Origin of the sequence: Bacillus swezeyi, assembly GCF_030908325.1 — a bacterium.
Taxonomy (GTDB): domain Bacteria; phylum Bacillota; class Bacilli; order Bacillales; family Bacillaceae; genus Bacillus; species Bacillus swezeyi.
This window is the reverse complement of the sequence record NZ_CP133085.1, coordinates 2,001,753-2,015,039: the sequence shown is the minus strand read 5'-3', so window position 1 is coordinate 2,015,039 and position 13,287 is coordinate 2,001,753. Positions and strand designations below refer to the sequence as shown.

13 protein-coding genes are annotated in these 13,287 nt (G+C 45.2%); all 13 read right to left on the bottom strand.

The genetic code is table 11. The features are described 5' to 3' along the window. Nucleotides 1–58: 58 nt before the first annotated feature. Nucleotides 59–979 carry a dipeptidase gene (locus tag RBH91_RS10010; RefSeq protein ID WP_307894430.1) on the bottom strand — a complete coding sequence of 307 codons (921 nt, stop codon included), beginning with the start codon at nt 977–979 and terminating at the stop codon, nt 59–61. A gap of 107 nt (nt 980–1,086) precedes the next feature. After that, nucleotides 1,087–1,347, bottom strand: a complete 261-nt coding sequence (gene spoVS / locus RBH91_RS10005) for a stage V sporulation protein SpoVS (RefSeq protein ID WP_003181955.1) — start codon at nt 1,345–1,347, stop codon at nt 1,087–1,089. 201 nt (nt 1,348–1,548) lie between these two features. Continuing rightward, nucleotides 1,549–2,346 carry a TIGR00282 family metallophosphoesterase gene (locus tag RBH91_RS10000; RefSeq protein WP_307894429.1) on the bottom strand — a complete coding sequence of 266 codons (798 nt, stop codon included), beginning with the start codon at nt 2,344–2,346 and terminating at the stop codon, nt 1,549–1,551. 86 nt (nt 2,347–2,432) lie between these two features. Beyond that, on the bottom strand, nt 2,433–3,992 hold the full coding sequence (gene rny, locus RBH91_RS09995) for a ribonuclease Y (protein WP_076760588.1): 1,560 nt from the start codon (nt 3,990–3,992) through the stop codon (nt 2,433–2,435). Between the two features lie 359 nt (nt 3,993–4,351). Then, complete coding sequence (gene recA, locus RBH91_RS09990) at nt 4,352–5,395, bottom strand: recombinase RecA (RefSeq protein ID WP_076760587.1); 1,044 nt, start codon at nt 5,393–5,395, stop codon at nt 4,352–4,354. A gap of 170 nt (nt 5,396–5,565) precedes the next feature. Further along, nucleotides 5,566–6,816, bottom strand: coding sequence for a competence/damage-inducible protein A (locus RBH91_RS09985; RefSeq protein ID WP_307894428.1), 1,251 nt, complete (start codon nt 6,814–6,816; stop codon nt 5,566–5,568). A 21-nt stretch (nt 6,817–6,837) separates the two neighbouring features. Continuing rightward, nucleotides 6,838–7,419 (bottom strand): CDP-diacylglycerol--glycerol-3-phosphate 3-phosphatidyltransferase, encoded by a 582-nt coding sequence (gene pgsA, locus RBH91_RS09980; protein WP_307894427.1) that lies wholly within the window; start codon nt 7,417–7,419, stop codon nt 6,838–6,840. A 61-nt stretch (nt 7,420–7,480) separates the two neighbouring features. Next, a complete protein-coding gene (locus RBH91_RS09975; protein ID WP_307894426.1) occupies nt 7,481–8,386 on the bottom strand; it encodes a helix-turn-helix domain-containing protein in 906 nt (301 codons plus the stop codon). 17 nt (nt 8,387–8,403) lie between these two features. Then, nucleotides 8,404–9,195, bottom strand: a complete 792-nt coding sequence (locus RBH91_RS09970) for a YmfK family protein (RefSeq protein WP_076760583.1) — start codon at nt 9,193–9,195, stop codon at nt 8,404–8,406. Between the two features lie 268 nt (nt 9,196–9,463). Continuing rightward, entirely contained in the window at nt 9,464–9,721 is a 258-nt protein-coding gene (locus RBH91_RS09965; RefSeq protein ID WP_076760582.1) for a DUF3243 domain-containing protein, read from the bottom strand. A 70-nt stretch (nt 9,722–9,791) separates the two neighbouring features. Then, nucleotides 9,792–10,523: an elongation factor P 5-aminopentanone reductase gene (gene ymfI, locus RBH91_RS09960; protein WP_307894425.1), complete on the bottom strand. Its 732-nt coding sequence runs from the start codon at nt 10,521–10,523 to the stop codon at nt 9,792–9,794. A gap of 71 nt (nt 10,524–10,594) precedes the next feature. After that, entirely contained in the window at nt 10,595–11,881 is a 1,287-nt protein-coding gene (yfmH, locus tag RBH91_RS09955) for an EF-P 5-aminopentanol modification-associated protein YfmH (RefSeq protein ID WP_307894424.1), read from the bottom strand. Then, entirely contained in the window at nt 11,878–13,158 is a 1,281-nt protein-coding gene (gene yfmF, locus RBH91_RS09950; protein WP_307894423.1) for an EF-P 5-aminopentanol modification-associated protein YfmF, read from the bottom strand. The genes yfmH and yfmF overlap by 4 nt, the downstream gene beginning before the upstream one ends. Between the last annotated feature and the right edge of the window lie 129 nt (nt 13,159–13,287).

The following is a 13,287-nucleotide window of genomic DNA, read 5'->3' as shown; positions in this document are numbered from 1 at the left end:
TACCACTGTCCGTATGAAAAGGACATTTGAGCGCCCTCTGAAAAATAACGGATATTTTTTAAAAAGGGATTCGGCTGACGAAATTTTCAAAGAGAAATCGTTTCACTTGTCTTGATGTAAACGAGCGTTCCAATGCTTCGATCAGGTTCTCATAATCCTTGTGGGATTCCAGATCCGGAATCACCCGGTCGATGCCGTCAAAATCCGACCCGAAGCCGATATGCCGTTCACCGCCTAAAGAACAGACATGATCAATATGTGAGAGTATATCTTTAATCCTCGGCGTTCCCCCGTGTTTCACAAATTCAGGAACAAATGTCAGGCCGATGACACCGTCTTTGTCAATGAGCGCTTTGATTTGATCATCCTTTAAATTCCTTGGATGGGGACAAAGGCTGTATGCATTCGAATGGGAAGCGATCGGATACTTCGCAGCCGCAATCACATCCCAAAAGCTGTTTTCCGACAAATGGGAGACATCTGTCCAAGCCCGGTTTTTGTTGGCGATTCGGATTAATTTTTTCCCCCAAGACGTCAGGCCGGCATTCCTTTTTTCTAAAGCGCCGTCAGCAAACGCGTTCGCCCAGTTCCATGTCAGGCCGAAGCTTCTGACTCCCAGCTGAAAAAAGACATCAAACAGCCTTAGGTTTTTTGAAATCGGCTCACAGCCTTCCATCGTTAAAATAATGCCTGTTTCATCACTCTTTAACGAATCGATGTCTGTTTTGCTTGTGATCCGTTTAATCCGTTCATATTTGGAAATTTTTTCTTGAAACAACTGGATTTGAACAAGCGCCATTTCAAGGCGCATATTGGCAGGAACGGAATCGGGCAGAAAAATCGCCAGACACTGCACTTTCGCCTTACCGTTTAAAAGCGCTTTGAGCGGTGTTTGTAATGAAGGATCATGATATTCATCAAGCTTTGGATTTTTCCAGAGCTTGAAAAGCAGGTCGGAATGGGCATCAAAAATATTCAAGTTCATCCTCTCCCAGCTGCATGTTTTCAAAGCCAAACAAACCAAAAACAACCTGCTTACATGAAGTAAGCAGGTTGAAGCATGCTAAATATGATGTTCTTTTTCTATCAGCGAGGTTCTACAATCAATTTAATCGCTGTTCGTTCTTCACCGTCAATTTGGATGTCCGTAAACGCCGGAATGCAAATCAGATCAACTCCGCTTGGCGCTACAAACCCTCTGGCAATCGCGACCGCTTTAACAGCTTGATTCAAAGCTCCGGCTCCGATTGCTTGAATTTCTGCAGCACCTCGTTCTCTCAAGACTCCTGCGAGCGCACCTGCGACCGAGTTTGGATTTGATTTTGCTGAAACCTTTAATATTTCCATTCCTGCTCCCCCTTAAGTTTACAATGGATAAGTGAGTGTTCATTAGAACAATCATTATTAGATGTTGCTATTTTCAAAGCCATCCCCTTTTAATTGCTTTTCAAAAATAGCAGGGTACCTTCCATTTTTACTATATTCACTAAAAGACCGGGATATTCCTGCTTTCTTTTTAATATTTTTCTAAAATGATTTTCTGTTCAGTTATTCAAAAAACATGTGGTCGTCATTGATTAATATCCGCTCAATTTTTACGGCCTTTTTGCTTTGGTCATCAATGTCAATAACGACTCCGCTTAAGGTTGTCCGGCCTTCTGCAATCTCAAAGCGGACAGGCAGACTAGTTTTGAACCGTTTGATAATCGTCTCTCGATTGACCCCGAGAACTCCGTCATATGGGCCTGTCATGCCGACATCAGTGATATATGCGGTACCTTTGGGGAGCACGCGGTTGTCCGCTGTCTGTACATGTGTATGCGTCCCAACAACGGCTGAAACCCGTCCGTCCGTATACCAGCCGATCGCCTGCTTTTCACTCGTCGCTTCAGCGTGGAAATCGATAAAGATAAACGGCGTTCTTTTAGACGCCTCTTCAATCAATTCATCCGCTTTTCGGAACGGGCAGTCGATCGGAGGAAGAAATGTCCTTCCCTGCAGATTGATCACAGCCAGCTCTTTGCTGCCGTTCGTTTTTATGTATGTAATACCTTTACCGGGGGTGCCTTCAGGAAAATTGGCGGGTCTGATCATTTGAGGGGCTTCATCAATAAAATCAAAAATTTCCCTTTTATCCCATGTGTGGTTTCCCATTGTGAGAACATCGGCTCCCGCTTGAATGAGCTCATGATATATTTTTTCGGTGATGCCCTTTCCATGCGCGGCGTTTTCTCCGTTAACGATGACGGCATGCGGTTTATATTTCAGCTTCAGTTTCGGCAAGTAATTTTTGATCATCTCTCTGCCGGGTGAACCGACGATATCTCCAATAAATAAAATTCGCATAATTTGACCCTTTCTTTTTTAAAATAGGATTCTCTAATAGTGTTACACAAGGAAACAAAAAAATAAAGTGATGCATTCGCATCACTTTATTTTGCGTATTCAACGGCTCTCGTTTCCCTGATCACGGTTACTTTAATATGTCCAGGGTAGTCAAGCTCGTCCTCAATTCGTTTTCGAATATCCCGCGCCAAACGATGGGCTTCAAGATCGTTGATTGAGTCTGGTTTGACCATGATCCGCACTTCTCGTCCGGCCTGTATCGCAAATGACTTTTCAACACCTTCGTACGATTCAGAGATTTCTTCCAATTTCTCGAGCCTGCGAATATAGTTCTCGAGAGTTTCGCTTCTAGCGCCAGGTCTTGCGGCTGACAATGCATCAGCTGCGGCTACAAGCACCGCGATGATGGAAGTCGGTTCCTGATCTCCGTGGTGTGATGCGATACTGTTGATGACGACTGGGTGCTCTTTATACTTGGTGGCCAGCTCCACGCCGATCTCAACATGGCTTCCCTCCACCTCATGGTCGATCGCTTTCCCGATATCATGAAGAAGTCCTGCTCTTTTGGCAAGTGTAACGTCTTCTCCGAGTTCTGAAGCCATAAGACCTGTCAGAAACGCCACTTCCATTGAATGTTTAAGCACATTCTGTCCATAGCTTGTTCTGAACTTCAAACGGCCGAGAATTTTGATTAAATCGGGATGGAGACCGTGGACTCCAACTTCAAACGTCGTCTGTTCACCCATTTCGCGAATATAATCATCCACTTCACGTCGGGATTTCTCAACCATTTCTTCGATTCTGGCAGGATGAATACGGCCATCCTGAACGAGTTTATCAAGAGCGATCCTGGCTGTCTCGCGCCTGATCGGGTCAAATCCTGAAAGGATAACAGCTTCCGGCGTATCATCAATGATAAGATCGATCCCCGTCAATGTTTCCAGCGTACGGATATTTCGTCCTTCACGTCCGATAATACGGCCTTTCATCTCATCATTTGGAAGATTGACAACTGAAACCGTTGTCTCGGCCACATGATCAGCGGCACAGCGCTGTAAAGCCAGTGAAAGAATATTTTTTGCTTTTTTATCAGCCTCTTCTTTCGCACGATTTTCAGTTTCTTTCATCATGATCGCGATGTCATGGGAAAGCTCATTTTCAACTCGTTCCAGAATGATTTGCTTCGCTTCATCACGAGTCAGACTTGAAATACGCTCCAATTCTGACTGCTGCATACGAATCATTTCATCCACTTTGCTTTCCATCTCTTCAATATGTTGTTGTCGTTCATTCAGAGAATGATCTTTCTTCTCCAACATCGCTTCCCGTTTATCTAATGATTCATCTTTTCGGTCAAGGTTCTCTTCCTTTTGAAGTAAACGGTTTTCTTGTTTTTGAAGCTCATTTCGTCTTTCACGAACTTCTTGTTCAGCTTCTATCCGAAGCGTGTGAATCTCGTCTTTTGCTTCAAGAAGGGCTTCTTTTTTCAACGCTTCAGCATCCCGCTTCGCGTCTCCAAGAATTTGTTCGGCTGCATGACGCGCACCTGAAATTTTTGCTTCGGCAATGATTTTACGAACATAGTAGCCAACAACTAAACAGAATAGGCTCAGCAAAATGGAGATGAGAATTGCTAAAGGACTCATAACTTTCACCTCCTCTTGCTATGAACTTGTTTCTTGCTAAAAGTAAGTGTCGGCATGTACATTGTACTTTCTTCTCAACATACAGAACCTTCACAGGGAATGAAGAAGCTTCACTGCCCTTGTCAAGTTTAAATGTTTATCAATCATGTTAAGAAAAACAAGTGATACAATTTCATTGTAATTGTGTGGGAAATACTTGTCAAGCTTGCTGTCTTAACGTTTACAAGATATTCGCTTTTTTCAAACCTATTCACTTGGGATTCCTTTAGGATTGTGAAGCGGGGCTTGCTTGCTGAGGATCGGCAAAAGAAAGCGAAAGGCTGCCGACCCGGGGTCAGCAGCCTTATAGATGTTTGTGATTAAAATTCGAGTTCTTCCTGGGCTTCTTCTTCCGGTTGAGAAGCGGGACTGCCGCCCGTATCCAAACCGTAGTGCTCCCGGATTTGCTCTTGAATCATCAACAGGATATCTTTGTTTTCTTTTAGAAACTGCTTTGCGTTTTCACGGCCCTGCCCAAGACGTTCCTCCTGATAAGAGTACCATGATCCGCTTTTTTGCACGATGTCAAGCTCTGTTCCAAGGTCAATGATTTCTCCTTCTTTTGAAATCCCTTCACCGTACATAATGTCCACTTCAGCTGTCCGGAAAGGAGGCGCCACTTTGTTTTTCACGACTTTAATTCTCGTCTTGTTCCCCATGACCTCATTGCCTTGTTTCAGCTGTTCGGCACGGCGCACTTCAAGGCGCACAGAAGAGTAGAATTTCAGCGCTCTTCCGCCTGGAGTCGTCTCCGGATTGCCAAACATGACCCCGACTTTTTCACGAATTTGGTTAATGAAAATCGCGATGGTCTTCGATTTATTGATCGCTCCGGAAAGCTTCCGAAGCGCCTGGGACATCAGTCTGGCCTGCAAGCCGACATGGGAGTCTCCCATGTCTCCTTCGATTTCCGCTTTCGGGACAAGGGCCGCTACCGAGTCGATGACAACGATATCCACTGCTCCGCTTCTGACAAGGGCTTCCGCAATTTCAAGCGCCTGTTCTCCTGTGTCAGGCTGTGACAGCAGCAGCTCGTCAATGTTGACGCCGAGCTTTTGGGCGTAAACCGGATCAAGCGCATGTTCGGCATCTATGAATGCCGCCTGTCCTCCCTGCTGCTGAACTTCGGCAATCGCATGAAGCGCCACCGTCGTTTTACCGGAACTTTCCGGTCCGTATACTTCAATAATCCGGCCGCGCGGATATCCGCCCACTCCAAGGGCTGTATCGAGCGCTAAAGAACCGCTCGGAACGGTTGAAATTCTTGTTTCAGTTTGTTCGCCGAGCTTCATAATCGAACCTTTACCAAACTGTTTTTCTATTTGTTTAAGCGCCATATCTAAGGCTGCCTGACGATCACTCATTCTATTTTTTCCTCCTTTATCACTTCCGCTATATCTACTATACCTTGTTTGCGCGAATTTGCCAAGAAAAAAGCGAACGCATATTCGATTTTTTTGAAAGATAAAAAATGATTCCTGCAAGCGGAAGGTTCTTTTTTAAAAGGAAGATCTTCCGAAAAAGCTGTTATCGCTTATTTTTCTAGTATTTTCAGCAGCAGATGGCAGCCGTATTTGGCGGACCTCTTCCGGATGCCGGATCTGGATCCGGCGAACATGAATTCAAACGACTCTTCATCTCTGCCCTTTACAGAGATGCCGATTAATACTTTTCCGGCCGGGTGGCCTTCCTGGGTATTCGGCCCCGCGACTCCCGTAAAGCTGATGCCGATGTCGCTTCCCGTTTTGTCTCTGATGCCTTTGGCAAGCTCTTTTGCGCATTGCCCGCTGACTGCGCCAAAGCGGTTCAGCGTATCTTCGGAGACACCGGCGGCTGAAACCTTCAATTCGTTCGTATAGCAGACAGCGCCGCCTTTAAAATATTGGGAAGCCCCGCTGATTTCTGTCAGCCAGCTTGAGAAAAGGCCCCCTGTAAAACTTTCCGCAGCAGACAGGGTGATCCCTTTTCGGGTGCATGCCTTCGCAAGCTCTTCCACAAGCGATGTATCATCATATCCGTAAAAGTACTCTCCGACGCGCTCCAAAATGCGGTCTTCCGTTTCTTTCAGCAGACGGCTTGTTTCATCCGGATCAGCGTGCTTGGCCGTCAGCCTGAGGGTGACTTCCCCATCTGCCGCCAAAGGAGCGATCGTCGGATTCGTCTGCGCATCAATAAGGTCTTCCAAATCCGTTTCAAGCTGGGATTCTCCGATGCCAAAAAACCGCAGCACCCTTGACACGATCTTTTCCTTTGAGCCGAGCTTTTCTAGAATCAGCGGCTTCGCTTCATTTTCAAACATCGGTTCAAGCTCTTTCGGCGGCCCGGGAAGAAGCATATAGAAACGCGATTCATGTTCCAGGAACATGCCCGGAGCCATGCCGAACCGGTTTGGCAGGACATCCGATCCTTCAAGGATCAGCGCCTGTTTACGATTGTTCGGCGACATCGTGCGGTTTGTTTTTTTGAAATAATCCTCGATCGATTGAAAAGCATCCGCATCAAGCTCAAGGGGACGCCCGACAACCTCGGCGATTGTTTCTTTGGTCAAATCGTCTTTCGTCGGTCCGAGCCCTCCTGAAAAGATGATGAAATCAGACCTTTTCTGTGCGGTTTGAATCACTTGTTTGAGACGTTCGGGGTTGTCTCCGACCGCTGTATGATAAAAGACGTTCATTCCGATTTCGGCCAATTGTTTGCTGATAAACTGCGCATTCGTATTGGCGATTTGTCCGAGCAGCAGCTCTGATCCGACAGCGATAATTTCCGCTTTTCTTTCCAATTTCATTCTTTCCACTTCCTCACGCGTTTAGTTCGATGTTTTTAAAGCATCCCAGTTTTTAGCGAAATAATCCCAGCCTGATACGACGGTGAAAAAGACAGCCACCCATAAAGCAAGTGAGCCGAATGGGAACGAGACAAGCTCGAATGGAAGGTTGTGAAGCAAGAGAGCTGAGATGGCAATGATCTGAGCCCATGTTTTCACTTTTCCAAGCATGTTCGCTGCCACGACTTCCCCTGTCCCTGCCAATACGAGACGAAGCCCTGTCACGGCAAATTCACGGCTGATAATGACAATCGCCATCCATGCCGGTGCAAGATGGTAATGAACCAAAATAATCAATGCCGATGATACGAGCAGCTTGTCGGCAAGCGGGTCAAGGAACTTTCCAAAGTTCGTCACAAGGTTCAGCTTTCTCGCGTAATAGCCGTCAACCCAATCGGTAACAGAAGCAAAGATGAACAAAAGAGCGCCGATTAAATGGGCGACTGGAATCGACTCGCTTCCAAAAGATAAGGATCCCCATTGAAATGGAACAAGCATGATGATCATGAAAATAGGAATTAATGCAATTCTTGAAAGCGTGATTTTATTTGGTAAGTTAAACATAAAGGTTCCTCCATATGTATCGTTTTACGAATGATGAACGCAAGAAAAAGTCATCTGGCATTTAAGATGACTTTTCCTCCTTTTTATTTTGAATCGTTATGTTTTGTGTCATCACATTCTTAGGATCTAGTTCATAGGAAAGAGCTTCTCCGTTGATTTTAATTTCCACACCGGGCGCATAGCCAATCCGCAAGTCAATCTGTTCTTGCTCGGTTATATTCTTTTGAAAGGTTTCTCCTTTTTTCATCATGCCTTCTTTAAGAGAACTCCCTTTCTCATCCCTCACCCTCACCCAAGAGTCTGCCGATGCTTTCACCTCAAGCTCAAGCTTGTCGGCTCCTGAAATTTCATAGGTTGTGGAGGTGCCTTCACTGCTGACGGCTTTAATGCTCAGCTTTTCCTTCTCATCAGACTGCTGATCATCTTTTTCTTTGTCATCAGCGCCGCTGTTTTTATCAGCATTCGCATCTTTCTGATTTTCCTTTGTCAGCGGTGAATCCTTTGAGACGTCATACTTGCTTTGCGACTCTTCTGTTTTAGGCTGCTCGGCCGACTGCTGATTCCCTCCGCCGTTTACGGCTTGAATAATGACGTAAATGATCGCAACCACGACAATGACGCCGGCTACGACAAGCAAGGTGGGCAGAAGTTCGAGCGCTTTTGACGCTGACTTGGGAAGCTCCCTCTGCGGCTTGATTGAAGAAAGTTTATCAGAAACCTCATCATTGTAGGAATTGGGGATATCTTTTTTAAATTCTTCAAATAAGAGCTCTGAGTTCAGTCCGACAGCTTCCGCGTACTGTTTAATAAAAGCTCTCACATAAAACTTTCCCGGAATAATGTCATAGTTTCCTTCTTCAAGGGCTGTTAAGTATCTTTTTTGAATTTTCGTAGCCGCCTGAAGATCGTCCAATGACATCCCTTTTTCCTCTCTGGCTTCTTTCAGCCGATTTCCTAGTTCAGTCACAACAAACACCTTCCATTTTAAAAATCAAAACCGGAAAAACCAGAATGGTCAAACATTTGCGGTTCCTCGGCATGTTCATATGTAATAACCTCATCAGGGCTGTTACGCAATTCGATAATGTAATCAAAATCATCCATCGTATATTCCGTATTTTGCACAAAAATATCCGGATGCTCGACAACTTTGGTCGCGGGCAGCCGCATAATTTCACTGACGAGCTGCAAATGGCGCTCAGATCCTCTTCTTGTCGATACGATGCCGTCCAAAATAAAAACATTCTCCGGGCTGTATTCGTCGGCAATCAGCTGGCTTCTGATCGTTTGTTTCAAAAGCGTCGAAGACACAAAAAGCCATCTTTTGCTTGCACATACGCTTGAAGCGACGATTGATTCCGTCTTGCCGACGCGGGGCATTCCACGGATTCCGATCAGCTTATGTCCGTCTTTTTTAAACAGTTCGGCCATAAAATCGACAAGCAGGCCGAGCTCGGAGCGTTCAAAACGGAACGTTTTTTTGTCATCTGCATCCCGCTGAATATAGCGGCCGTGTCTGACAGCGAGACGGTCTCTTAATTTCGGCTCTCTCAGCTTCGTAACTTTTATCGTTTCCATCGTGTTTAAAATGGATTCCAGGCGTTTAATCTGATCTATATGACGGCATTTTAACAAAAGGCCTCTTCTTGAAGTATCAACCCCGTTAATTGTGACAATATTGATTGAAAGCATCCCCAGCAAAGAGGATATATCTCCCAGAAGTCCGGGACGGTTGACTTGGATTTCATATTCTAAGTACCATTCGAGCTTTGCCAAATGATAACCTCCCTATCCATCATCGTGGCAAAAATTTACCTTCCTTTATCATAAAGCATTTTGCCTTAATTAGAAAGCAGAATGTTGTGATTAAATAAGAAAAACGTCCGTTTCCCAAATTCGGGAAAAAACGGGCTGCATCGTGTACTGAATCCTTTTTACCCTTTCTGCCTGAAAAGAAAACGCCCGAAGTGCGCATCTTGTATCAAATGATGGCAAATACCGAGGCATAAAACCTACAAAAAAGAGAGAGTGAACCACTCTCTCCTTAATGTGAGCTGTTGTTTTCAACAAGCTTGACCATCACGTTCGCAATGGCGTGCTGCTCTTCTTCTGAAGCAACGCTCCAAAGATCAGCGAGCACTCTTTCCTGATGGTTTTTTGAATCTACCTCACCGGCTAAATAATCACCGATCTCATATGCAAGATCTGAGATGGTTTCGTTTGACATTCCTCTTTCATGGGCGTAGTTGAGGCGGTCGCCCAAAAAGTTTTTCCATTGATCCCAATTATCCAGTACGGACATATCAGGCCCCTCCAATCTCTTAAAGTTACAGTTTTATTATTCTCGGAGGGATCATTAACTATACATTTTTTTAACAATGCCAGCCGCCATTTACAGATAATATCTGGCCTGTGATATATGAGGCTTTTTCTGAAAGCAAGAACTCGACGGCGTCAGCGACCTCTTCGGCTTTTGCGAGCCTGCCCATCGGAATGTCTTCTGTGATCATCTCCTCCTCCTCTTTTGAGAACGCCCCCATCATCTTCGTTTTGACCGCTCCCGGGGAAACGGCGTTTACTCTGATGCCGCTTGGTGCAAGCTCTTTTGCAAGGGCTTTGACAAACAGGTTTTGCGCTCCTTTTGTCATGCTGTATAAAACCTCGCACGATGCACCGGTTTCGCCCCAAATCGAGCTAATGGCGACGATTGCGCCCGATTTTTTCCGAAGCATGGCCGGAAGCAGGTTTCTCGTTAACAGAAACGGGCTTGATACGTGAAGCTGAACCATTTCTTGAACAGCAGTGTCTGGCATATCGGTTATAAGACCGTGAAAGCTTTGTCCGCTGTTTAGCACGATGGCGTCAAGCGCCCGCCCGCCAATGGAGGCGGAGACGGTCTCAACACCGTCCGGGCCGGACAGATCGCTGTGAATGATTTCCGTTTGAATGCCGTATGTATCAGCCAGCCTGCCGCCTAAGGAAACGGCCTCTTTTTTGTTTGCATTGTAATGAAGGAGCAAATCGAAGCCGCTTTGCGCAAGCTTTTCACTTATGCTTTGACCGATTCCGCCGCTTGCGCCGGTTACAAGAGCCAGTTTTGACATATTTCCCACCCTTTTTCGCAAAAAAGAAAGGTTCAGCATGGATTCTGCCCACGCTGAACTTCTTGTTTTTTTTATGATTTTGGAACGACTTTGCAGACGGTGATCCTGTCTTCTTCAATTTCTTCTTCAATGGCCCTGTGAACGTCTTCAAGTGTAATGGACTCAAGAACGGTGACAATATCGAACAGACTCGTCTCCAAAAATGCGTATCGCGTGAATTGATTGGCAATGTATTCAGGTGAGTTCATCGATTTTAAAAACGTGCCGATTTTTTTCTTTCTCGCCAAATTCAATTTTTCAGCTGTGATCGTCTCTTTTGCCTTAAAGAGCACCTGCTTCAGTTCCTCGGCAAGCTGATCGGGTTCAGGCGTGTCACCTCCGACAGATGCGAAGCCAAAGCCGTGTTCTTCTGTGTAATCATAGCTGAATGTCTCGTCAATGTAGCCTTTTTCATAAATTTTTTCATAATCGGCGGAGCTTTTGCCAAACAGACACTCGAGAATAATGTTCATGGTCAGTTCATGTTTTAGCATATCGTTTCCTGTATTTTTAGGGTTGACGCTTTTTAAGCCGACCAGGCATTTCGAGCTTTGAACATTCATTTTGATTTCCTGTTCTTTTCGGTATACAGCGGCAGGCTCCTCTACCTCTTTGCGGACGATTTCAGGCTGATCCGTATACGGCTTTTTCTCCTGATTTTTGCGCACCTGGCTGATCATCGCTTCCGGGTCTACCGGTCCGACGACAAACAGCAGCATATTGCTTGGGTGATAAAACGTTTCATAGCATTCATACAAAAGATCCTTTGTAATATGTGAAATGCTTTCAATCGTCCCTGCGATATCAATCCGGACGGGATGCTCTTTGTACATGTTTTCAATCAAGCCGAAGAAAAGGCGCCAATCAGGGTTGTCGTCGTACATATTGATTTCCTGTCCGATGATGCCTTTTTCTTTCTCAACCGTCTTTTCTGTAAAATAAGGGTCCTGCACAAAATTGACGAGCGTTTCAAGATTTTCTTCTACTTTTGATGTGCTTGAAAAAAGATACGCCGTTCTTGTGAAGGAGGTAAAGGCGTTGGCCGAAGCCCCCTGTCTGCTGAAATGCTGAAAGACATCCCCGTCTTCTTTTTCAAACAGCTTATGCTCCAGAAAGTGGGCGATACCGTCAGGCACGCGGACCATTTCTTCTTTTCCGAGCGGGACAAACTGATTGTCAATAGATCCGTATTTTGTCGTAAATACGGCATATGTCTTGTTGAATCCTTCTTTCGGAAGGACATAAACATCGAGCCCGCCGGGCATTTTTTCATAATATAGCGTTTCCTTCAGCTGTTCAAATTCGATCGTTTTCGTCAAGATGCTCCCTCCGTCCCTTTCAGAAAGTACGTTGTATCCAATTCGATTTTCTTTCCAACTTCAATAATGTCTTCTCTAGTGACATCGTCAATGCGCTGAAGCCACTCTTCCAAAGAAAATTCGGTTTGGGCGGCAGCCTGCTGATAAATGAATTCGATCAAGCCGTATGGTGTATCAATGGTTTCAAGAATCTGGTTCTTAATGACCGCTTTCGTCTGACTGATCGCCTCTTCCGTAAAGCTGCCTTTTTTCATCTCCTGAAACTGCTCCTTGATAATGTCGACCGCCTTTTGATAATTGCCGACTTCAATACCCGACATGACCATTAAAAGCCCTTTGAAGCTTTCGATCCTGGATGCAGCGTAATAGGCAAGGCTTGCTTTTTCCCTGACATTGATGAACAGCTTTGAGTGGGAAAAGCCGCCGAATAGTCCGTTGAAAAGCTGTAAAGCCGGATAATCCTCATCTGTGAAATGCGTATTTGTCCGAAAGCCCATGTTCAGTTTGCCTTGCTTGACATCTGAATCTTCAACGACTTCTTGAGGTTCGGGGCTGTAATTGCGCTGAATCTGGGGAGCCGGCCCGGCCTCCCGCTCTTTCGTGTTGAAATAGCTGGAAATGTATGCTTCCACCTGTTGTTCATCAACATCGCCTACGACGTAAATATCCAGCTGATCTTCATTGATCGCTTTTGTGTAAGCTTCGTACAGGCTCTGAGGTGTGATGTCTTCCACATCCTCAAGCTCACCGTTCACATGGAGGGCGTAGGGCTCATCTTTGCACATTTCTTGAATGAGCCTCAGATTGGAATATCGCATTTTATCATTGTATACAGCTTGAATTCTTTGCTTTAAAGTTCGTTTTTCCTGAGAAACATACAACGGCTGAAATGCCCCTTCTTCAAGCGCCGGCGAAAAAATAATCTCAGAAAGAAGCTCAAGTCCTTTTTCCAAAAGCGGAGTCTGATCTTTTAAGTATTTTTCATTGGCGATATCCAGCCGGAACGAAATGATATGCTGCTCCCCTTTTTTAGAGAGATCTGTGGATACAGAAGTGCCATAGAGCTCATCAAGGTACGTTCTAAGCTCAGCCGTTTTGGGGTGCGTGCTTGTGCCGCGCAAAAGCACATGCGGAAAAAGAGACCTGTTTGTCACATCTGCTTTTGTTAAAGGGGCAAGCATTTTAAAAATAATGGAAACGGTTTTGAACTTTTCCGTTTTCACGATATGGCTCGTTATCCCGCGATGTTCTCCTTTTATTTCATTAAGATATGTCATAAAGAACCTCCTTCGTCCTTGTTTATATTATGTATTATGACCCGATTGAAGCATATGCTTCTGAGCTGTTTGGTTGTAATTATATCAACTGGAGGGGATTTAAGGAAACTAAAACCCTTGTGAAAAAAA